Source organism: Vibrio fluvialis, assembly GCF_900460245.1.
GTDB classification, from domain to species: Bacteria; Pseudomonadota; Gammaproteobacteria; order Enterobacterales; family Vibrionaceae; genus Vibrio; species Vibrio fluvialis.
Genome location: NZ_UHIP01000002.1, coordinates 1,467,833 through 1,491,688, shown reverse-complemented (window position 1 = coordinate 1,491,688; position 23,856 = coordinate 1,467,833). Strand labels below are relative to the sequence as shown.

Genomic DNA, 23,856 nt, shown 5'->3' with positions numbered 1-23,856 from the left:
TCCCCACTTTTTGAACTCGTCAATAGAACTAGACAAATGTGGCTTGGCACTGCCACTCAAATTGAACGGTTTCCTCTGGAGCCAGCTCCAGTAGACCAATGTGATTATTGAATGCATCAGCAGGGCAGGTCATTGGCTCAATCGCAATACTAGGCTCCGAAGGAGGCGTGTAGAGTTGCACGAACGAGTAGCCCTTGCCTTGGTTGAACTGCAAAGAAGCGCTCTTATCATCACGTATCAGTTCAAGAGTTTGCTCTGATGAGTCACTGAACTGGTAGCAGTTATTGAGGTTAACGCCTTCCAATGAAGTTGGGGTAGAGAAGACGTTGCTAGAGAGATATTGCCCGGTAGGTAAATCGTGTTGGTGTTCGAGCTCGGTATGAGCCGCCATAGTGAGTTGACAATGTTTGAGGTCACAACCGAGAGAAAAGTAGGGGTGCCATGCGTCTCCAAATGGGAAATGTTCGGTACCTAAGTTGGTAATAGTCGTATTGCAGCTTAAGGTTCCTTGATAATCAATCCGATAACGGACATCAAGGCGAAACGCGAAGGGATACCCATCCGCTAATTTAGTGGTTTCAAAGCGAAATGTGGCTTCGGCGTATTCACTATTGGCTTCATGCGCGACCAGTTTAAAAGGTTGGTTATAGAGCAAACCGTGTACTGCATGCTCAGACCATGGAAAGTTGGCTGCCAGTGTGTAATCACGTTGTCTATAGCGGTATTGGCCTGCTTTTAGGCGATTTGGAAAGGGGAAGAGCTTTGCGCTACGCGAAAAGAAAGGATGAGATTGAATTAAATCATGGCTGTCTTGGTATCCCACAATAAATGAAAATGGACTGTGGTTAACTCGATATTGATTAATGATAGCACCGAAGTCTTGAATAATATCGACTTTAATTCCAAGTTCAGAGTTTAATATGGTTGTGGAATTGAGTTCCCCAAAATTGTTTTTAATTAATTTAAACATAAATATTCTCCTTTTTTTAGATATTAAAGGATGAGTTTAAATATTCAATATTGGATTTGAAATTATGATAAATAAAATTCCATATACATCGTATTCAGGTCAAGCTGGTGCATTATGCAGTAAAGGGAATGCCGTTGAGTTTCTTCAGCCTTGGTATACCCCGATCTCAACAACTCCTGCCAATACAGGGATGGCTGTGGGTGGTATAGGGTCGACATTTACCTTAACCCCGCAAGGTAACACCCCAAACTTTAGCTTTATTCCAGGTATATTTGTTGACTGTGAGTATGAAAGTATTCACTTTAATGATTTTTATTTTTCTGTGATGGATGAACACTCTCTGGATAATTTGGATATACCAAATGTTGGTGAGTTGTTACTGTTTTTGAAATATTATCCTGCGGATTTTTCTTTTGATATTCATCATGCCGATAATAAAAGTTATATTCTTTCTGGAATAAAGGATTGTTTGCGTTCAGGCTTGTTCTATCTAAATAATAAATCCAACTTTGAACGTTGGCAGATTGAATTTTCCGATAAAACCCAACAAGCGATCACCAACGATCCTTCTAGTCTTGAAACCCAGTTGCTTGTTGTGATCGATTTCTTCAATGGTTTATTGGTAAACAACTCGGCACGAGCTCTGTCGCTGACGGCTAATAATGGTTCAAGCGTTGAATCTATTGATCCAAGCGACATAGAGTACCGTGCTCTTTATCCGATCGCAGAGTACGAATATCAAGGGCTTGAGTCTGTTGCGCTAACGCGTCAGGTCATTTCACCTATTGTGAAAAACGACCAAATGCTTTGTAGCTTGCCGATGCACTGGAACCACTTCGAGATGAGTAACCGTAGTGACAAAACTCAGCTTGTCACCTTGGTTCAACCGTTACGCAATTTGATTGGTTCAACCTATAAGAAAGCACGTGAAGGTGTTCAGGATTCTTGTTGTCACTTAGTTCAAAATGCCATTAGCCAACAACATCAGCCAGTAACTATCTCTGGTGCTGGTTTTGAGTTCCATGGCGTGAGTATGACATCGAACTCACCTTATGATGGCGATATCTCTGGTGAGGTCTTGTATGGCGTGCATACCCAACTTGATGGGGTAGCGGCTGAACAAGTAACAGTGACCGTCAAACCTCAGGTCTACTGCAGCAAAGCGGACCAACAAGTTGAGCGAGCATTAAAAACAGGCCGTACCAATGCGCATTTTGATCGTGGTATCTATAGTGGTCGAGAGCCATTAAGTGCTTTGGTCTGTGTGCAAGTAACTCTTAAACCTGGTGAGACGATTGCACTTCGATTTGCTCAAGTGATGGATCACAGCAAAATCTTATTGGATGGTTGGGAAAGTGAAAAAGCTTATGCCCGTTACTTTGATGCTCAATCGCGAGCGCAATCTATTCTCAACCAGACTTTACCGAGACTGAGCGAGATCGAACAAAACATTATCAGCCAACAGCTCGAGTTCCTTGATAATGCCAGCCAAACCTTTGTTGATAATGACAGTGCGCTTCGTTTCGCCACCATGGCGATGAACAGCTTGTCCTTCCTAGCGGAATCTACGGTATGGGATAAGGAAAACGTACTTCTGGTGAAAGAGTGTGTTGATTACCCATTTTTTAACTCACTGGATGTGTATTTCTACGGTTCATTTTCTCTGCTCTATCTGCTTCCAGAGCTTGATGGCTGCGTAATGAAACACTTTGCCAAAGCTATCTTAAACAGTGACGAAAAGCTGCGACGCTACTGGGAATATGAAGATAAGCCTTATGCAGAGCTGGTGGACGAGAAATATCAGGGAAGCAGAGCTGAACGTGGGGCGGTCATTCACGATCTGGGCAGTCCTTTTGATATTGAGCCAGACGCTTACAGTTGGCATAACGTCAAAGAGTGGAAAGACTTAGCGCCTAAATTCATTCTGATGGTGTATCGCCACTGGCAAAAAACGGGCAACCGAGAAGTGGTTGAAAGTTGTTGGTCATCCGTGAAAGAGAGTATCGATTATCTGACCAATCTTATTGAAGATGGAGATACTCTGCCTTTGACCCGCGGCACTGATGACACCTTTGACAATCTTGCTTCTCATGGTGTTTCAATCTACTGTGGTGGCTTATGGGTAGCAGGGTTGCGTGCCGCGAGTGAACTGGCTTTGTTAGTTGGTGAGAAAGAGCTGGCTCAGGGGTATACACAACGTTCTAAGGAAGCTCTTGAAACATTAGAGCGCGGGCTTTGGGATGAGCAAAAAGGCTACTACCATTTCTTCATTACACCAATACAGGCTAAGCATTTAACTGGAAACGGGTTTGAATCACTTGAAAAACTTGGCTTAACGCTGACGGGTAATACTGTACATGATGCTAGCTTGGTCAACGCTTATTTAGATGCTTACGACGTAGACAGTAGTGTCAGCAAGCGCGACCAACGTTTGGCTAAGAAACAACGACTGATCGACCTAGCGCCGCAAGCATTCAGTGCTGAGTTTGCCAAATTAGAAGCGGATTCCGACAACAGTTTTGGTGACGCACTATTGGCGGACAGCTATCTGAAACAGGTCGATTTACCGGGCTTGTTTGATTCATCGCGCATTGAACGTACGCTAGATTTTATCTATCAAACCAACTTTGTTAGCAACAGCCCTAAATTGGGGGTTGCGAATATGACGCTGGCAGATGGTAGACCTCACGATGCGTTTCAGGCGCAAGATGTTTGGATTGGCGTTCAGTTTAGTGTTGCGACTGCACTGCGTCTTGCGGGTAAACAAGAGCAAGCAGAATGTTTGATGGACACGGTATATCAGGCACTTTACAGCATGGCAAAAATTCCTTTTGCAGCTCCAGAAGGGTTTAACTGCTCTGTTACTGTAAGCGGCAAAGACATTGCACAACGCTTTGACCTGAAGTCAGAGGTGGCGAGTGAGTTGTTACTGCAATTACAGAAGGTTGGCCACTTGTTTGCTGATGGTCGGGTGAATCCTGAGCTGACTCAAAATATTGAGGAGTTTGCGCTGAGTTTGTCCAAACTACCGTCAAACGTCGACTATCGTGATCTCCACACTTGGTTGTTGAGTACCGGTTTGAAATACACAGCCGGACGTTATTTCCGTCCTGGAATGATCTACGCCTATCTCTATAGATAGAGTGATTAGGTAGTTCAAAGGTAGAATCTGTGGGATTGAGTGTAAAAGCCAATCCCACCTTATGCTTCATATACTTATAAAAAAGAACGAGGGGGTAAGTCTTATGACCAACAAAAAGAATAAAGCTCCAACTGTTTATGATGTAGCAAAATTGGCGGGTGTATCACCCAGCACCGTTTCACGCTTTTTGAACCGAACGACCTTTGTTGCGGAAGAGAAGAGTCATAAGATCGAACAAGCCATCACTACTCTTGGCTACAAGCCAAACTTCCAGATGCAGCAGGATAAAAGTCGCCGTTCTATGACGATTGGTGTCCTGGTACAGCATCCTGACAGCCCGTACACCAGTAGCATTCTCAATGATATGGAACGAGTCCTGTTGGCACAGGGCTATTCTTTAGTTCTGGCAACCGGACATTGGCAGAACAAGCTGGAGATGAATGCGCTTGAGTACTTAATGAAGTGTTCAGTTGACGGTCTCATCATCGTGACTGGTAGCCTAAGTGAACACATGATTTTGAAAACCGCGGAATCAATCCCTGTGGTAGCTGTGGGCTACAACATCGAGGGAGAAAACATCCGTTCACTCAATTTGGACAACGTGATGGGTGGCTATATTGCTACTTTGCACTTGTTACAACTCGGTCATATGAACATCGTTCATATTAAAGGGCTAGAGAGTCAACCAGACTCAAGAGCTCGTCTTAAAGGCTATAAAAAAGCTTTGCTTGAATCGAATATCAAACCTAATCCTAAGCTGATTAAGCAGGGCGATTTTAGATCAGAAACCGGCTATCAAATGACTGTGGAATTAATCGAATCAAAAGTGCATTTCTCAGCACTGTTTGCAGCCAATGATCTAACGGCTTATGGCGCGATCAAAGCGCTGACTGACCATGGTTATAAAGTACCAGAAGATGTCTCGGTGATTGGGTTTGATGATTTACCCGTTTCACAATATTTCACACCGGCATTGACCACCTTGCGCCAGCCAATAGAAGAAATTGGTGCTTTATGTGCGAGATCTATGCTGAATTTGCTTTCCGGAGAGCGACACGAAGTGAGATTACCTCCGATTGATCTTATCGTTCGTCAGTCTACCAAGTCGATTTATCGATGAGATTTTCTTGAAACAGATTCATACGCTCAGAGGCAAGTGTTAGTAGTATCACGAAGGTAAAAATAGGCATTTTTAGAGCATTTTTTTTGTGCACAGACATCAAATTATTCGCTATGAAATCGCTTACTTTCACAGTGTTGTAATTCATATGTCTAGGAGTAACTATGCACAAATTCAAACTCTCACTGGCAACCATACTGATTCTTTCATCGTGTTCTGTTTATGCAAATGAGCAGCTTATTAACGGTAAATTTGACGGTAGTATGGATGGCTGGTGGAATGCTGGTGCAGATGTAAAAATCAATAATGGCGAAGCGTGCGTCGAAATTAGAAACCCGGGTGAAAACTCGTGGAATGTAATTTTAGGCCAAGGCGGCATTGGTTTAGCCAATAACGCAGACTATCAGGTTTCATTTGATGCGTATGCAACCGTGAATACTCAGATGAGAACCCTTATTCAGCATGAAGGTCCTCCTTATACCAATTATTTTGTTGATGAGACAAAAGTCTCACCGAAGAAGAAGAGTTATAAGTTTAGGTTCAATCATGCTGTTGAAAGCGATGTTAAAACTGAGTTCCAGTTCCAAATGGGAGCACAGAAAAAGGGAAAAGTATGCGTCAGCAACGTTTCAGTCGTGGGTGAGAAATATGTTGAAAACCTTAAAATAAACTCTGTTCGCGCCAACCAAGTTGGTTATCTTCCTCAAGCCGATAAGTTTGTATTTGTCGCTAATGAATCTAAAGAGCCCTTAAAGTGGGTGTTAACCAACAGCAGTAATATCAATATCGATATGGGTAGCACGGAAGTTTTTGGTCTAAATAAGGCTTCAGGTGAGTTTATCCACCGTATTGACTTATCAAACTACAAATCGGATATGAGTGGTTTGAAAGTGAAAGTTGGCGAAGACGAGAGCTTCCCATTCAGCATCAACAAACATATCTACAACCAGTTGAAGTACGATGCGTTGTCTTATTTCTATCAAAACCGCAGTGGTATCGATATCGATAAAGCCTTAGTACAGCGTGACGATTTGGCGCGTCCGGGCGGCCATATGAGCGATGTGGTTACCTGTTTTGATAAGACGGACAGCTGGGGCAATAAATGGCCAGGTTGTGATTTTTCGGTTGATGTAACCGGTGGCTGGTATGACGCAGGTGACCACGGTAAGTACACAGTGAACAGCGGTATCTCAACCTGGACTCTGTTGAACCTGTTTGAAAGAGGTAAATGGTTAGATAACGCACCTATTCCTTTTGCCGAAGGGAAGGTGAAAATCCCTGAAGCTGGAAACGGTGTGAATCCTTTGCTCTCTGAAGCCCGTTGGAATATCGAGTTCATGTTAGCGATGCAGATCCAAAGTGACAAACCCGTCACAGTTCCTGTTGGCGACCAGTCTGGGGATAAAACACTTAAACTGACTAAGATTGACGCAAAAGGTATGGCTTTTCATAAAGTCGCTGATGAAGCTTGGACAGGGATGCCATTGCCACCGCATATGGACACCCAGAAGCGATATGTGGGTTACCCAACGACAGCGGCAACGTTGAACTTGTCTGCGATTGGTGCTCAATGTGCCCGAATTTGGAAAGAGATTGATCCTAATTTTTCGAAAAGCTGTTTGAATGCAGCGCAAAAAGCTTGGGAAGCTGCGAGCAAAAATCCTTATATTCTTGCCTATGATAACTTCACTGGATCAGGTCCTTATGATGATAAAGAGCTTTCAGACGAGTTCTACTGGGCTGCAAGTGAACTTTATATCACCACAGGTGATAGCAAGTACCTTAAAGCACTGAAAGCTTCTCCTCATTATCTAGAGACACCAAAAGGCAACATTGAAGCTGATGGTGAAATGTTCTGGGGGTACACAGCGCCTTTAGCGACGATAAGCTTGGCGGTAGTTCCTAACGGACTGGGTGACGATCAGATTAAAGTAGCAAGAAACAACCTAATCGCCACCTCTGATAACTTTGTGGGTCAGATTGAGAATGAGGGCTACCACATTCCTTACACGGTAGAAGAGTACCCATGGGGCTCGAACTCAAGTTTTTTAAACCGAGCTATCTTCTTAATTTATGCGAATGATTTCACTGGCGATATTAAGTATGTGAAAGCGGCTGCAAATGCGATGGATTACTTACTTGGCGCTAACCCAATGAACATCTCTTACATCACGGGTTACGGTTCCAATGCAGCTAAGAGCCCTCATCACCGTTTTTGGGCGCATGCCGCTGATGAAAACTCACCAGCTCCCGCACCAGGTGCGCTAGTGGGTGGACCAAACTCAACAAGTTACAGCGATCCTGTGGCTGCTCCAATGAAGGGGCTGTGTGTGGCCCAAACCTGCTATAGAGACAGCATTAATGCGTGGTCGTTCAATGAGATCACGATTAACTGGAATGCTCCTTTAGTTTGGGTTGCTACTACTTTGGATGAGGGGCAATTGAATTAATAAACTGTAATAATATCAATAGATCGCCTTACGTTTTCTTTTGGGAAGTCCAAAGTAAGGTGATCTTTGTTGACCACTACAACCACTACATAAAAACGCTAGGTTCGATTGCCAAAACCTAGCGTTATACATAACTATAGAACTTTCTTGGGGAAAGAGGGCAGGTCAGAGCAGTTGAATGTGTTGGAATCCGCGAGGAAGCTTAATAAGCTTTTTCACTATAGAATTTGTTTTTTGTTTATAAAAATTACGAGCTTCGATATGTAATATATCAGTTATCACGAATTAATCTTACTGATTATGTTAGCTTTTACTCCTTATTGATCGATGGATATAGTTAATTTGGCCATACACACTCTTCAAGAACGGCATCGGTTTTTGGAAATGCTTGCCTTGTGGCAAGGCTATATTCGCAACAAAGATCTGGTCGATCAATTTTCGATTACCCGTCAACAAGCCTATCAGGATATTCGAGCCTACCAAAAAGATTATCCTGAACGATTAAAGAAGATGGCTTCAGGTCCTTATCAATTTAGCACTCAATATCTATCCGAAGCCCCCAAAAACTCACTAGAGCGTTATTTACAGTGGTTAAGCTCAGGTCAGTTTTATGCGCCTCAGTCATCAATTAATACCGCGCTGGGTGAATACTGCTCAGTTCCACAGCGCTATGTTGCGCCACAGGTTATTGCAGCGTTAACGGAGGCGATTCGCCAGCAAAAACGTGTTGAGCTTGGGTATGTTTCATTGTCCAATCCCGAATGGGAGGGAAGAATTTTTCACCCCCATACCTTTGTCAAAACTGGTTTACGTTGGCATGTCCGTGGTTACTGTGAAAAATCACAGGACTACCGCGATTTGGTCTTAAGTCGCTGCCGTGGTGATGCTGAGTTGCTCGATGCTTCTGAGCATACCAAAGAGGATGATCGGGTTTGGAATACGCAGGTGGATTTAATTTTCGCCCCTGATCCACGTTTAAATGACGAGCAAAAAGAAGTCATCGCCCACGATTACCAAATGGAAAACGGACAACTGCGTATAACCACACGCGCCGCATTGGTTGATTACCTGCTCAAAGAGATGCAAGTCAAAACCCACTATCTCGAAGGCACGCCAGAAGCCCAACAACTGATTTTGGTTAATCCACGCGACGTCAAACCTTGGTTATTTGAACGTTAACACTCAGCCAAACCACGCTTAGGCAAAGTTACTTTACCTGAATAAATGCGCAGGATTGAGCTTAGGAAACAGATGCATAAAGTAGATGCATGAACGCTAAGCATGGAGCAAAAAATGGACGATCTCTCACCCTCTGATCTTAAAGTCATCCTGTACTCAAAGCGCGCCAATATGTATTACTTGGAATATTGCCGCGTGATGCAAAAAGATGGCCGCGTGCTCTACTTGACCGAAGCCGACAAAGAAAACCTCTACTTCAATATTCCGATTGCCAACACCACCGTACTCATGCTTGGCAACGGTACTTCAATTACTCAAGCCGCCATGCGCATGCTCACACAGGCTGGCGTATTGGTCGGGTTTTGTGGCGGCGGCGGTACGCCACTGCACATGGCTTGCGAGGTGGAATGGTTCACGCCGCAGAGCGAATACCGCCCGACAGAATACTTACAAGGCTGGCTCTCATTCTGGTTTGATGATGAAAAGCGCTTGGCCGCCGCCAAACAATTTCAAAACGCACGGATTGATTACTTGCAACGCGTTTGGCGATCAGACCGAGAGTTAACGCTTGAGAAATTTAATCTGCAAGATGAAGTAATAAACCAATCCCTTGATACCTTCCACCAACGTACTGAAGCCGCGAGTAAACCAGCCGATCTGCTGCTCACTGAAGCGCACCTGACCAAAGCCCTGTACAAATACGCCGCCAATAACACAGGCAAACAAGGTTTTACGCGCCAGCATCAGCCGGATAAAAAATGCACAGACAAAGCCAACGATTTTCTCAATCACGGCAACTATTTAGCCTACGGGCTTGCGGCAAGCTGCTTGTGGGTGCTTGGTATTCCGCACGGCTTTGCCGTCATGCATGGCAAAACCCGCCGTGGTGCCTTGGTATTTGATGTCGCGGACTTAATCAAAGATGCGATTGTGCTGCCGTGGGCTTTTGTTTGCGCCAAAGAGAACGCCAGCGAACAAGAGTTTCGCCAACAAATTCTGCAAGCCTTTATCGAACACAAAGCGCTCGACTTCATGTTCGACACAGTGAAACACGTCGCACTGCAAGGCAAAGAGGAAGAAGAGCGCGAGGCACACCAATTATGATGGTCACCTTTGTCAGTCAATGCGAGAAAAACGCCCTCAAGAAAACCCGCCGTGTACTCGATGCCTTCGCCAACCGCATTGGTGATAACACTTGGCAAACCCTCATCACCGAAGAAGGGTTACTCACGGTGAAAAAAATGCTTCGCCAAACCGCCAGCCGCAGCACTGCGGTGAGTTGCCACTGGATCCGCTCCCGTTCGCGCAGCCAGTTTTTGTGGGTGGTGGGGAACAAGAAGAAATTTAATGCAGAGGGATATGTGCCAGTAAACAGTACAGAGAAAGACCTGTTGAACAGTGAATTTGAAAATGATTGGAAATATTTACCCCTGATTAAAGCGATAACCGGAATGGCCGCTTTGCTGCACGATTGGGGTAAAGCCTCTTTACTTTTTCAGGAAAAGTTAAATCCAGAAATTAAAAACAAGCATAAAGGTGACCCGCTACGCCATGAGTGGATATCTTGTTTGCTGTTTCAACAATGGATCTCTAATCAAAATCATGAACGTCTTGATGAGGTTTGGCTAAATTCATTGATTGATAAAGGCATTGATGAAACTTGCTTTAACACCAACGTGTTACAAAAAGAGAAGGCACTTGCCGAATTACCGACAGCGACGGCTTTGATCGCTTGGCTGATCGTTTCTCATCACCGCCTGCCTCTACCCAAAGAGAAAGACTTGTGTGATAGACAACGAGAAGTCGATAACTCGTCGCTTTCGGACTTACTTGCCAGAATTACCCCGGCATGGGGTTATGAAAACCGCTTTGATGAGTACAACGCACTGCTGCCGAAATGTTTTGAATTTCCGTTGGGGCTGCTTTCTAATTCCTCGATTTGGCTTGCCGAACTTAAACGTCGTGCCAAGGATCTATTGCATCATCTACCTTTACTCGATCAGGCAATCAATGATGGTAGTTGGCGAGGGATTCTACACCATGCTCGGTTGTGCCTGATGTTAGGTGACCACTATTACTCTTCACAGCCTAATGATCATCAATGGAAAACGTCGATAGATCTGTATGCCAACACCGATCCCAGCACCAAAGCACGTAAACAAAAGCTGGATGAGCACTTAGTGAATGTCGCTAAAGTCGCGGTGAACACAGTGAAGTTATTGCCGTTTTTTGAAACCGAACCGCTCAAAGCCACCGAGCTTGGCGAGCTGGCACCTAAGGCCAACACGCCTAAAGCATTCCGTTGGCAAGACAAAGCGGTACGCAAAATCAATGAGTGGCGTGAACACACGGAAGATAAAAGCCAAGGCTATTTTGTGGTGAACATGGCCAGTACCGGTTGTGGCAAAACCATCGCCAACGCCAAAATTATGCAGGCGTTATCTGAAGAGGGTGAAAGCCTACGATTTATCTTGGCACTGGGTTTGCGCATACTCACTTTGCAAACCGGAGACGAATATAAGGAAAGACTCAAACTGCAAGAGAGCGATTTAGCAGTACTGATTGGCTCTAAAGCCATTTCGGAGTTGCATAAATCGGGTAAGGCGGTTGAAAAAGACGACATTGAACCTGAACAAGCGGATGCTGGTTCTGAGTCTTTGGAGAGTCTTCAAGATGAAAACGATGTTCTGGATTGGCAAGGTGTGCTGCCTGAAGAAGAACTCACGACCGTTTTAACCAAAGAAAAAGACCGAAAACTTCTGTATGCCCCAGTACTGGTTTGCACCATCGATCACATCATGGCCGCGACTGAAACCAAGCGTGGTGGACGCTATATTCTGCCCTGTTTACGTTTAATGTCATCAGACTTGGTGATTGATGAAATTGACGACTTTACCGGCGACGATCTGATTGCGATTGGCCGATTAGTGCATTTGGCAGGCATGCTGGGGCGCAAAGTGATGATTTCCTCGGCCACCATACCGCCGGATTTAGCATTGGGTTTATACAATGCCTATCGTCAAGGATGGAAAGTCTTTGCTGCCAGCCGTGATCGGGTCAGCACTGTTAATTGTGTTTATGTCGATGAATTTAGCGCCGATGTTCAGATGGTGGGCTGCGATGATGCTGATTTAGCTGCTTATGAGGCTTTCCAGCAACGCTTTGTGTCTAAACGCGTAGATAAGCTAAAACAGCAGGTCGCGAAGAGAAAGGCCGATATCATTCCATGTATTAAACAAAACGATCAGCCGCTAGAACAACAGTATTTCGAGATAGTCAAACAAGCTATTTTGGCTAAACACCAGCACCACAACACCTTAGAGCCAGAAAGCCAAAGCAGGGTGTCGTTTGGTGTGGTTCGGGTGGCCAATATTCAACCTTGCGTCGAATTAACCCAATATCTACTCAGTTGTGATTGGCCAGCCGATACCGAGGTGCGCTGCATGGCTTATCACAGCCAGCAGGTGCTGTTGCTGCGCCATGAGCAAGAAAAGCATTTGGATGAAGTACTCAAGCGCAAAGAGAAAACGGGAGAATTACCCGAAGCGTTTGCTCATCCCGTTATTCGTGATCACCTAACGACTTGCCAAGCGAAAAACCTGATTTTTATTTTGGTTGCCACCCCAGTTGAAGAAGTGGGGCGTGATCATGACTTTGACTGGGCGGTGATTGAACCCTCATCTTTTCGTTCGATTATTCAAATGGCAGGTCGGGTGCGCAGGCATCGCGATGGCGAGATTCAGGAGCCCAATATTGGCTTGTTGCAATACAACGTCAAAGGCTTCAGGGGCGGCGCTGAGCGAGTATTTAATCATCCCGGTTATGAAACAGACAGCACCACCCAGCTCGCCACTCATGATTTATCTGAGTTGGTGGATGAAAAGTCGCTACTGCAAGCGGTTAATGCCATTGTCCGTATTCAAAAGCGAGCCGTGCTAGAACCGCGCAACAACTTAGCGGATTTAGAGCACTTTGCCACCGCGAAAACCCTTGGCCCCGATCAAATTGGCAAACCACAGCAAGCCAATACTAGTCGTCAGGATAGATACAGCCGTAATCGTCGCAACAGTGCGCCGCAGTCATGTTGGCACGAGCATCTGCATGGTCATATTCACGGCTACTGGTGGCTTACCGCACTGCCGCAATACTTCAAACGCTTTCGTAAAAGTGAACCTACAGTGCAAATCTATTTAGTCAAAAAAGCGCGTAGTATCGGGTTTTGTTTGCCTGACGAGGAGATGCCTTCAATCGATGAAGTGTTAAATATTAAACACCTGCTGCTTCCACCAATGCAGCAACAGAAGCTCTGGCTACAGCGTGATTACAGCGAGCTAGTCAGTTTATACAGCGCTAGCGCTGAGCAGGAGTTAGCCACCTCAGTGCGCTATGGCGAAATCAGTTTTGTCTACCGTGAAGGTAATCAGCAATACAGCTACAACGACCAACTAGGGTTGGTTAAGGTTAAATAATGGAGGGGAGTCGCGTGTTAGATCCAGCAATAGCTGCCTTTTTTGCGGAGCGTAAAGAAGCATGGCTAAAGAAAAACATCAGTGCAGCAATGTCTGATACAGAAGTATTGGAAAAACAACAGGAGTGTGAGCAAAACTTTCTATTAGACAATTGGTTGCCTGATGCGGCGCGTAGAATAGGTAGTAGGGCGTTAACTACTCATCCAAGTAAATTTAGCCATCCAAGTACAGGTGTTGGAAAAACAAATATTAAGGATGGCACATTTGTATCTCCTGTATTATTTGAAGGAAATCAACGTAATGATGGTTTTGTCAGATCTGGCAATGTGAGATTTGATTTGACTGATTCAGTTGGAGACGCTGGCGCGTTGGCCGCTGAAGATTTTCTTCGCGTTACTCTTTCTGATGGTATGAGTGTTCTTAAACACATCGAGTCTGAAACTAAAGTAGCTAGAGCGCTTTTAACAGTTAAAGGTGTTGACTATGAACAACTCCGGTCAAGCTTCTTAGCTATTAAAAGTACAAGTGAAGGAATATCTACGAACTCAAAAATCAAGCAGGTTTATTTTCCGGTCGCAGATCAGCAGTACCACTTACTTTCTTTATTGACCCATTCAGGGCACTTATTTGAGCTCCGACAACGACTTGATGCCCTTCGATTTAGTAATGAAGCGAACGAGGCAAGAGAGCGTAAGAAAGTAAATCGGTTTCATCCCGTTGGTTACCAAGAAACCTTTGGCCTAACCACGATAGGATTTGGTGGAACTAAACCCGCAAATATAAGTGTGTTAAACAATAAATTTGCAGGTAAAGCACATTTACTAGCCTCTATTCCACCGGAGTTAACACCTCGCGATATTCGTCTGCCGAGAACGGATTTTTTCAAAGAGAGTTTTACCGCTTGGCAAGCCAAAGAGGTGCTTGAAGCGCTGCATCGACTCTTTCAAACCGACTACAACAACGTCAATCTCCGCGATGGCCGTGACTATCGCATTCAGCAATACGTTGATTTGGTGATTGAAAAAATGTGGCAAGTACGCCTGTTTCTTGAAGCGTATTCCGGTGAATTATCGAGTGCGTTGCCTTTGGAGCAAAAAATTTGGCTTTATCCGGAGTTTGCTGATCTGCGTCATCAAGAAGATGAGTGGCTCGATAAAATCACTCGCCACATTGCCCGTGGCTTAATCAACCACTACAGCCGCAGCAAAGTGATCACAAGCCCCATTACTCTGGCTGATCAAGAGCTGTTGGCGATTGAAAAGGTGGTGGCCAGCAATAAGGAGAACTTGCGATGAATGTATTGATTTTACCGCATCTTAAAATTCACAACGCCAATGCACTTTCAAGCCCGTTTACCATTGGCTTTCCGGCCATGACGGCATGGCTAGGCTTTGTACATGCCTTAGAGCGCAAGCTCAGCCAAGCAGGGTTATCCGATCTCATGCTGCATAGTGCTGCTGTAGTGAGCCACAGGTGTGATGTACAGACTCATAAAGGCGAAGGTGACTTTGTTCATTCAATTATCGGTACTGGCAATCCACTTGATAAGGATGGTTCACGCTCGGCATTTATCGAGGAAGCACGCTGTCATTTAGATGTGTCCCTTGTCATTGAGTGGAGTGGCAATGAAGAGCAAGTTCAGCAGCCAGAGTTTACCGAGCAGTTACAAGCAGTGATCGCGACGATGAAAGTCGCAGGGGGCGACGTTCTTTCCATTGGGAAGCCCTCAATTAAATCTGTGATTACGGAACAGGATACTGCTCAAGTCCTACGCCAATTAATGCCAGGTTATGTGCTGATTGAACGCCGCGATTTAATGCTTGAAGCAATGAAACAAGGCGCTGACGCCTTAGATGCGCTGCTGGGTTACCTCACCGTACACCACCATTGTGAGCAGCTTGAAGACCAAAGTGTTGTTTGGCATAGCCAGCGCAAGACGAGTGGCTGGATTGTGCCGATTGCCACTGGATTTCAGGGCATTTCACCATTAGGTACGGCTAAAAATCAGCGCGATCCATCAGTGCCACATCGCTTTGCCGAAAGTGTGGTCACACTGGGTGAATTTGTCATGGCGCACAAAATCAAACATCTCGATGACATCCTTTGGCAATACAACCCTGATTTGGAAAACGGTCTTTACCTTTGTCAGCAAGTTAACGCTATCAACGAACATCAATAAGGAACAACCTCATGGCTAAAAATAACGACACCGCATCAGTACTCGCATTTGAAAAAAAATTAGTCCCATCTGACGGCTACCTCTTTGGATGTCAGTGGGAAACCAAAGCGCAAGCCACTCCATTAGCCTTGCAAGAAAAATCAGTGCGCGGCACCATTTCCAACCGTTTAAAATCCGCAGTGAAAAACGATCCCGCTAAGCTGAATGCGGAAGTTGAAAAAGCAAATTTACAGCGGGTAGATGCCTGTGCCTTGGGGCAGGATCACGATACTTTGAAGCTACATTTCACTCTCAAAGTATTAGGGGGGCTTGCCCAACCTTCTGCGTGTAACAATGCGCTATTCAAACAGAGCTACAGCACTGCGGTTTCAAAGTACATTACCCAATATGGCTGTTTTGAATTGGCGAAACGCTATGCCACCAACCTTGCTAATGCCCGTTTCTTATGGCGCAACCGCGTTGGCGCAGAAGAGATTGAAGTACAAGTCAAGGCATTGAACAAAGAGGCTGAGCAGGCGTGGACTTTTAATGCTAAGCAATTCAGTACTAAACATTTTGATCATAACGATTCACAGATCAATAGTTTGGCCGACAGAATTGCTCAGGCACTGGCCAGCGAAACAGATCATTTGATGTTGCAAATTGACTGCTACGCTAAGGTCGGTAAAGCCCAAGAAGTTTACCCCAGTGAAGAGTTAGTGCTGGATAAAGGCAACAGCAAAACCAAGAAAAGTAAAATCCTGTATGCGGTTAATGAGCATGCTGCGATGCACTCACAAAAAATTGGTAACGCACTGCGTTCCATTGATACTTGGTACCCAGATTACGCATCTGAGGAGCAAAGTGCGGGAGCCATTGCGATTGAACCCTATGGCGCTGTCACCAATTTAGGAAAGGCGTTCCGCACCCCGAAAGATAAGCAAGATTTTTACACTTTCTTTGATAAATGGGCGCGTGGTGAAAGCTTGCCCCGTGAAGAAGATGAGCATTACGTCATGGCGGTATTGGTGCGTGGTGGTGTGTTTGGCGAAAGTGACAAATAGGTGGCAGTGATGAACTACTACCAAGAGATCACGTTATTGCCAGACGCCGACATTGCCTTGGGTTTTCTTTGGCAAAACGTTTTTCAACAAGTGCACATTGCTTTGGTGGAGCACAAAGTGGCCAGCAACCAATCTCTGGTTGCGGTCGGTTTTCCTGATTATCGTCAAGCAAAGTTTCCGCTCGGCGCAAAGCTGCGTCTCTTTGCAAAAGAGCAAGCGACATTGGAAAAGTTAGCTATCCACCGCTGGCTAACTCGGCTAGAAGACTATGTGCACATCAAAGGGATCAAACCCGTACCAAACGATGTAACTTACGTAAGCTTTGTACGCAAGCAGGTGAAATCGCCCGAACGAATAGAACGGGATATGCAGCAAAAAGCCGAACTATGGGCAGCAAAATCTGGCAAACCGCTGGTGGAATGTCTAGCGGATTTGCGACAAAGCAAGCCGACAGCATTGTGCTCTTTGCCGTTTATTTACTTGCATAGCCAGCAAACCAAGCAACGCTCACCAGAAAAAAATAGCAAGTTTCCGCTGTTTATTCAGATGCAGCAGCAAAGTACATCACAAGATGGGGGCTTCGATTGCTATGGTTTGAGTAGCAAAGCGAATGGCCAATCAGCATTGGCTACCGTACCGCACTTTTAAATTGAACGAAAAAGGGTATTTTTTACCCTTTATTTTTGCTATTTAAAAATATGCTTTAAATACAAATGGTTGCAAATGGTGGTTTTTAACAGGGCAAAAATGCATTTTTCATCCTAACTACTTGTTGCAGCATTCTTTTATAGAATTATTTTATTGTTCACTGCCGTACAGGCAGCTTAGAAACCAATAGGGGCTTTTATTTTACCTCGTCAAATGTTCACTGCCGTACAGGCAGCTTAGAAAAAACGTGCTTCTGTGGAACTGGCTCAGATTAAGTTCACTGCCGTACAGGCAGCTTAGAAAACTTTGTTTTTTCCACATATCCATGCGTAGCCGTTCACTGCCGTACAGGCAGCTTAGAAAGCCAGTACCGGACGAAGAAACAATCAATAACAGTTCACTGCCGTACAGGCAGCTTAGAAATTGTATTCGCAAGCGTAGCGCGCCAGTGTTTGGTTCACTGCCGTACAGGCAGCTTAGAAAAAGACGAGGCGTTTCAACTGGTGGCACGACGTGTTCACTGCCGTACAGGCAGCTTAGAAAATATTGATCGGGTTAACCACACATTTTACATCGTTCACTGCCGTACAGGCAGCTTAGAAATATGAAGTCGAACGACGTGAACCGGATTACGAGTTCACTGCCGTACAGGCAGCTTAGAAAAGGCACACCGGAAGATATGGCTGGTGCGATCCGTTCACTGCCGTACAGGCAGCTTAGAAATTTACGGTTCCGTCACGGTTCTGAATTACCACGTTCACTGCCGTACAGGCAGCTTAGAAATTCAATGTCTGCCGCAAAACCGATTTTCGCGAGTTCACTGCCGTACAGGCAGCTTAGAAAAGCCCAACATAACGGTTGCCAAGCGTATCGATGTTCACTGCCGTACAGGCAGCTTAGAAATGACCATTGAATTAAGTTCCGATCGTGTTTAAGTTCACTGCCGTACAGGCAGCTTAGAAATTTTCGTCGCTGGCGACGGACTTGATTCGTTTGTTCACTGCCGTACAGGCAGCTTAGAAACCGCAGGGATAAGGGAGCAAGCCTGCGACCGAGTTCACTGCCGTACAGGCAGCTTAGAAAGTGATGACCAAGCAGGAATAGCCCTTGCTCATGTTCACTGCCGTACAGGCAGCTTAGAAAAAATACCTGCAGGACTACATCAAAACCCAATGGTTCACTGCCGTACAGGCAGCTTAAAAAGCAATCAAAAGAAGTGGTGACGGTGATTGAAAGTTCACTGCCGTACAGGCAGCTTAGAAATGCAGTATGTAATGTTGGGTCGGTTGACTCCGGTTCACTGCCGTAGAGGCAGCTTAGAAATAAACCTGTTTACCTGGTGTTAATGAGTGCCTGTTCACTGCCGTACAGGCAGCTTAGAAAATTCTAAAGCGCACGACAAACGTTCTTAAATCGTTCACTGCCGTACAGGCAGCTTAGCTGTATATGAATTTCTGTTTACTGCCGTACAGGCAGGTTAGAAATTGACGAAGTACTTTACCCCAACTGCCCGCTAGCTCACTGCTACACAGGCAAGGTAGAATTAAAACGGGATTCATGGCAAACGGTCGTGGAAGTTGTATCTTACACAAAAACCTAACGACGTCGATATCAATAGGTTTTTATGTGTATTTATTGGTATATTTAGTGCGTTATTCTGAATTGGTTGCAAGAGACCAACATTAAATTTTTCATAATTGTTTATTGATTTGGTTAAATCATACGTTATTTTCGATAACAACAATGACATTTTAGGTTCGCAAGTATCCAATGATGTTTTATTTCCAGCATTACTATTTCTTACATTGCCACAAAGCATCCTTGTTCATATTACCCAACTAGTGACAGTGTCTCCGTCATTACTTGATACCCAATCTTCTCGCTAGGCGGTGTAGGTTTCCACTATCCAGTTCCAATTGTCGAGCCGTCGCTGCCCAGTTGCCTTGGTTATGATTGAGCGTTTGAACAATGATTTTTTTTTGATACCTATCCGTTGCTTCTTTAAGCCCCATACCTGATTCACTAATCGGCGAAATGTTGGTTGTGTTCATTACAACTGAATTTGAAGACGATGACGTCTCGATATCAAAGTCTGATACTAACAATTCGATGTCCGATGAGTGTGTGCGAGCTTTGGACAATACACCTGCACGCTTGATCATATGCTCCAGCTCTCGCACGTTCCCTGGCCACGAATATTGTTTCAATGCTTGAATAAGATCTGATGAAAAGCGAATACTATTTAGTCCCAATTTGCCTCGTAGCTGTTCTGCGAAGAAACCAGCTAACAATATTACGTCCTCCTCACGTTCACGTAGTGGCGGAACACGAATTGGGAAGACGCTTAAACGATGATACAAATCGGATCTAAAACGTCCTGCCGTAACTTCATCATGCAAAATTCGGTTTGTGGCTGCCACAATACGAGTATTGACACGAATATGCCGATCATCTCCGACTCGTTGAATGTCCCCGTACTGCAAAGCTCGCAACAGTTTTGCTTGTAATTCAAGTGACAGCTCACCAACCTCATCTAAAAATAAAGTACCACCGTCGGCCTGTTCGAATTTACCTTTGCGATTGCTGATTGCGCCAGTGAACGCCCCTTTTATATGTCCAAACAATTCACTTTCTGCTACGGATTCAGGTAGCGCTGCACAATTTAAGTAGACCAATGTTTTATTTGCGCGGTTAGAACGATAGTGGATGGCATTGGCGACCAATTCTTTTCCTACCCCTGTTTCGCCCATGATTAATACAGACAGTTCAGTATCGGCAACGGCATTAATTTGTTGTTGCAATGACTTCATCTCTGGCGATTCACCAATAATGTCGTCATTCAATGTACGTTTTTCAGTATATGATTCTCTCGGCAAGCTAGTTTGTGTTTCCAATTGTTCTAGAAGCAATGCGGTATGAAGCCCGCCAGCGGCCAACGCACTGATAAAACGTAGCTCATGATTTAGAAGTGAATCAAACTGGAAGGGATCAAAAGCATCAATGGTGATTGCGCCAATGAGATGATCGTCTATTAACAAGGGTAACCCGATACATGAATGGATGTGTAATTTGTCATCATGATTAGGGATCAAGCCGTCGTAGGGATCGGGTAAGTTACTATCTGATGGAAAACGCACAATATCGCCCGCGCGGGCAATCGCTTCTAATCTTGGATGTTCATTGATAGAGAAACGGCGGCCCAATACTTCTTTTGCTAAACCGTTGATGGCTAGTGGTTTAAAATGTTGATCTTCATAAAGAAGTAGAGCAGAAGAATCGCATTTTAAGACTTCTCGTATTGTGGTGAGCAAGGTGTCAAAGCGAGCTTGTCGAGTAAGAGCTGAATTCAGATCTTGTGTAATGTGAAGCCATTGGGCGATTAGTGTAGTCATATTGAATACCTATGATTGTCAATATGACAATTGTAATGTCGTAATGACAGCTGTCAACATTGTCATAGTGACACTAATTATGTGAAGTATTATTTTTAAAGTATTGATAATTAAAGAAATATTGTTATTGGCATGCCTTGTGCATTATCTAATGTATCAGAGATAAATTAACTTAAATTCACGTTAAGGTAGTGACAATGACAATTCATGTTAAAAACAATATTCACTGGGTAGGTCAACGCGATTGGGAAGTGCAAGATTTTCATGGTACAGAATACAAAATGACTAAAGGTACAAGCTACAACAGCTACCTTATTAGAGAAGAAAAAACGGTATTAATTGATACCGTTGATCATCGATTCAGTCATCAATTTCTTCAAAATCTTGAGATGGAAATTGATCTTAAGTCCATTGATTTTATCGTTGTAAACCATGCGGAAGAAGATCACTCAGGTGCCTTATCTGCATTAATGGAGAAAATTCCTAACACCCCCATTTATTGTACTGAAGCCGCAATAGATTCAATTGTTGGACATCACCATCATCCTGAGTGGAATTTCAAAACGGTAAAAACGGGTGACAGCATTGATATTGGTAACGGAAAACAACTCGTTTTTGTTGAGGCGCCCATGCTTCACTGGCCTGACAGTATGATGACTTATCTGACGGGGGACGCGGTGTTATTTAGTAATGATGCATTCGGCCAACATTATTGTGATGAACGATTATTCAATGATGAAGTCGATCAAAATGAGTTGATGGATCAGTGTTTACGTTATTACTCCAATATCTTGACACCGTTTAGCAGCTTAGTAACTGCAAAGATTAAAGAGGTACTCAGTTTTAATCTGCCTGTCGATATGATTGCTACATCACATGGTATTGTGTGGAGAGATAATCCTGCTCAAATTATTGAGCAATATTTAGAATGGGCGGACAACTATCAAGAGGATCGCATTACGATTTTCTACGATTCGATGTCAAATAATACTCGAATGATGGCGGATGCGATTGCACAGGGTATTCATGATGTTGATTCTGGCGTTGCCGTTAAGGTTTTCAACGTCTCTAAGCATGATAAGAATGAAATTCTAGCTAACGTCTTCCGCTCTAAAGGTATTTTGGTCGGGTCTTCAACCATGAACAACGTCATGATGCCAAAAGTGGCAGGTATGCTAGAGGAAATCACGGGGCTTCGTTTTAAAGCGAAAAAAGCTGCCGCTTTTGGTAGTTACGGTTGGAATGGCGGTGCAGTTGATCGTATACATGCACGGTTAACCGATGCAGGATTCGAAACTGCGATAAGTTTGAAAACTAAATGGCGACCAGATGGAAAAGCAATGCGCGAATGTCGTGAACATGGTCAGGCGATTGCTAAATTATGGGTCAACAACTCACTATCAAGATCTACAAAAGTACATTCGACAGCTCTCGAACCCGCATCTCAGGCTCCTCAAGTGAATCCGCGAAAAGTCGAAGAAGTTCAGCTTGGTGTCCAACAGGAACAGCTACACCCGGAAGGGTGTCAATGCATGATATGCACAGTATGTAACTGGGTATATGATCCTTCACTCGGTGAGCCAAACCAAGGTGTTGAGCCAGGAACAGTATGGTCTGACATACCCGATTACTTCCTATGTCCAGAATGTCACTTGGGCAAAGATGTCTTTGTTGAACATAAAGCGTAAGGAGGCAGTATGCAGACACCTATAGTAATCATTGGTAGTGGTTTTGCTGCTTACCAGCTAGTTAAAACAGTGCGTCGAGTGGACGCACATATTCCAATTCAGGTTTTTACTGCTGAAGATGGTACCGAATACAACAAGCCAGATTTGAGTCATGTCTTTAGTCGAAAACAAACAGCCTTGGATTTAGTTGTCAAATCTGGTGACGTGTTTGCAAAAGAGCATAACATCGAGCTGTTTGCAAACACCAAGGTTGAAAAGGTGGATGTTGACGCGCAGCAGGTGACTGCAAATGGGCAAGTTTACCCCTATGGAAAGCTGGTGTTTGCTACGGGAGCCAAAGCATTCGTACCATCAATGAATGGTGATGGAGTAAGAGACGTATTGACGTTGAACTCGTTACAAGAGTACCAGGCGGCTGAGACACAGATTAGCCGAGCAAAGCGGGTTTTGATAATCGGTGGCGGGTTAATTGGTGTTGAAATCGCTATGGATCTTGCAACCAGTGGTAAAAACGTAACAGTTATCGAGCCAAATACACGCTTATTGGCAAACTTAATCCCTGAGTTCATAGCATTGCCAATAGAAAGACAGCTTAAGCAGCAAGGCGTTCAACTGGCGTTAGAAACTAGCGTCCTCGCTGTAGACCGTTCAGAAAATGGCTCAACGGCAACATTAAGCTCTGGGCGCACAGTTGAAACCGATATCGTGATATCAGCGGCTGGCTTGTGTGCCAATACACAGTTGGCTAAAGAAGCGGCTATTAGAGTTAACAAAGGGATTGTCGTCGATAGTTGTTTGCAGACTTCAATTCGTAATGTCTTTGCGTTGGGAGATTGCGCAGAAATCCAAGAGCGAATGATGCCATACCTACAACCCATTGTGCTAAGCGCCAACGTACTAGGCAAACAACTATTGGGGCAAGACGCCGAGCTGGTGTTACCTCCCATGATGGTCAAGGTCAAAACACCTAGTTACCCAATTCAACTCGCGGGGACCGTAAACGGTGTTGAGAATTGGGAGGTGAGTATCTCTGCCCCTGGTATTGTGGCGAAAGCGAAAGATGATAACGGTCATCTCGTTGGTTTTGTCGTTACGAGCGAACAAGTCACGCAGGCATTCCCACTGCTTCGCGAATTGTCAAAATCATCTGGTCGATAGAAACATCGTTCAATAAAAGTTAAACAAAGAGGGTATTATGTCGCACCTACGTATTCCAAAAGAATGGACGATTCAACGCTCAACACCATTCTTCACAAATGATAATGTGCCGAAAGCGTTACTATCTCACCATAACACAGCGGAAGGTGTGTTCGGTCAATTGTGTGTGATGGAGGGACAAGTGACTTACTATGGCTTTACCGATGCGAATGCCACAGAACCTGAAGTGGTTGTTGTCATTAATGCGGGCCAATTTGCGACAAGTCCACCGCAATATTGGCATCGTATTGAGTTGAGTGATGATGCCCAATTCAATATTAATTTTTGGTCCAATTCAAATAAAACCAATCAGCCAATGTATCAGTCACAGCTTAAATAGTTTTATCTATATATCTTGGGGCAACATTAGTTGCCTCAA

The 23,856-nt window shown here is 44.5% G+C and carries 15 protein-coding genes and 1 CRISPR repeat array; of the genes, 13 read left to right on the top strand and 2 right to left on the bottom strand.

The features are described from left to right. Positions 1-28: 28 nt before the first annotated feature. On the bottom strand, positions 29-970 hold the full coding sequence (locus tag DYA43_RS21860; RefSeq protein ID WP_061055682.1) for an aldose 1-epimerase: 942 nt from the start codon (positions 968-970) through the stop codon (positions 29-31). Between the two features lie 64 nt (positions 971-1,034). Between DYA43_RS21860 and DYA43_RS21855 the strand changes: the two genes are divergently transcribed. The 10 genes from DYA43_RS21855 to cas6f all read left to right on the top strand — a co-directional run bounded on the left by DYA43_RS21855 (position 1,035) and on the right by cas6f (position 17,200). Beyond that, complete coding sequence (locus DYA43_RS21855; RefSeq protein ID WP_061055681.1) at positions 1,035-4,112, top strand: GH116 family glycosyl hydrolase; 3,078 nt, start codon at positions 1,035-1,037, stop codon at positions 4,110-4,112. Between the two features lie 103 nt (positions 4,113-4,215). After that, positions 4,216-5,232 (top strand): LacI family DNA-binding transcriptional regulator, encoded by a 1,017-nt coding sequence (locus DYA43_RS21850; RefSeq protein ID WP_061055680.1) that lies wholly within the window; start codon positions 4,216-4,218, stop codon positions 5,230-5,232. A gap of 164 nt (positions 5,233-5,396) precedes the next feature. Beyond that, positions 5,397-7,682: a glycoside hydrolase family 9 protein gene (locus DYA43_RS21845; RefSeq protein ID WP_061055679.1), complete on the top strand. Its 2,286-nt coding sequence runs from the start codon at positions 5,397-5,399 to the stop codon at positions 7,680-7,682. Between the two features lie 327 nt (positions 7,683-8,009). Next, a complete protein-coding gene (locus tag DYA43_RS21840) occupies positions 8,010-8,861 on the top strand; it encodes a BrxR family transcriptional regulator (protein WP_474791026.1) in 852 nt (283 codons plus the stop codon). A gap of 114 nt (positions 8,862-8,975) precedes the next feature. Beyond that, a complete protein-coding gene (gene cas1f, locus DYA43_RS21835) occupies positions 8,976-9,965 on the top strand; it encodes a type I-F CRISPR-associated endonuclease Cas1f (RefSeq protein ID WP_061055678.1) in 990 nt (329 codons plus the stop codon). Beyond that, positions 9,962-13,330, top strand: coding sequence for a type I-F CRISPR-associated helicase Cas3f (gene cas3f / locus DYA43_RS21830; RefSeq protein ID WP_061055677.1), 3,369 nt, complete (start codon positions 9,962-9,964; stop codon positions 13,328-13,330). The genes cas1f and cas3f overlap by 4 nt, the downstream gene beginning before the upstream one ends. Continuing rightward, the gene (locus DYA43_RS21825) at positions 13,330-14,625 is read left to right on the top strand and encodes a type I-F CRISPR-associated protein Csy1 (protein ID WP_061055676.1); all 1,296 of its coding nucleotides are present in this window, start codon (positions 13,330-13,332) and stop codon (positions 14,623-14,625) included. Before cas3f ends, DYA43_RS21825 begins: the two co-directional genes overlap by 1 nt. Then, positions 14,622-15,509, top strand: coding sequence for a type I-F CRISPR-associated protein Csy2 (csy2, locus tag DYA43_RS21820; protein WP_061055675.1), 888 nt, complete (start codon positions 14,622-14,624; stop codon positions 15,507-15,509). Before DYA43_RS21825 ends, csy2 begins: the two co-directional genes overlap by 4 nt. A gap of 11 nt (positions 15,510-15,520) precedes the next feature. Continuing rightward, positions 15,521-16,552: a type I-F CRISPR-associated protein Csy3 gene (gene csy3, locus DYA43_RS21815; protein ID WP_020328489.1), complete on the top strand. Its 1,032-nt coding sequence runs from the start codon at positions 15,521-15,523 to the stop codon at positions 16,550-16,552. 9 nt (positions 16,553-16,561) lie between these two features. Further along, the gene (gene cas6f, locus DYA43_RS21810; protein WP_020328490.1) at positions 16,562-17,200 is read left to right on the top strand and encodes a type I-F CRISPR-associated endoribonuclease Cas6/Csy4; all 639 of its coding nucleotides are present in this window, start codon (positions 16,562-16,564) and stop codon (positions 17,198-17,200) included. Between the two features lie 155 nt (positions 17,201-17,355). Beyond that, positions 17,356-18,583: direct repeats of the CRISPR family, unit length 28 nt; unit sequence GTTCACTGCCGTACAGGCAGCTTAGAAA. Positions 18,584-19,059: 476 nt separating this feature from the next. On the opposite strand, the gene norR is transcribed toward cas6f, so the two are convergent. Next, the gene (gene norR / locus DYA43_RS21805; protein ID WP_020328498.1) at positions 19,060-20,592 is read right to left on the bottom strand and encodes a nitric oxide reductase transcriptional regulator NorR; all 1,533 of its coding nucleotides are present in this window, start codon (positions 20,590-20,592) and stop codon (positions 19,060-19,062) included. A gap of 197 nt (positions 20,593-20,789) precedes the next feature. Between norR and norV the strand changes: the two genes are divergently transcribed. From norV to DYA43_RS21790, 3 genes are read left to right on the top strand one after another with little or no spacing between them, the layout of a single operon-like run. Beyond that, on the top strand, positions 20,790-22,280 hold the full coding sequence (gene norV, locus DYA43_RS21800; RefSeq protein ID WP_020328499.1) for an anaerobic nitric oxide reductase flavorubredoxin: 1,491 nt from the start codon (positions 20,790-20,792) through the stop codon (positions 22,278-22,280). Between the two features lie 9 nt (positions 22,281-22,289). Continuing rightward, entirely contained in the window at positions 22,290-23,438 is a 1,149-nt protein-coding gene (gene norW / locus DYA43_RS21795) for an NADH:flavorubredoxin reductase NorW (RefSeq protein ID WP_020328500.1), read from the top strand. A 37-nt stretch (positions 23,439-23,475) separates the two neighbouring features. Continuing rightward, positions 23,476-23,817 carry a TehB family protein gene (locus DYA43_RS21790; RefSeq protein WP_020328501.1) on the top strand — a complete coding sequence of 114 codons (342 nt, stop codon included), beginning with the start codon at positions 23,476-23,478 and terminating at the stop codon, positions 23,815-23,817. Positions 23,818-23,856: the final 39 nt, after the last annotated feature.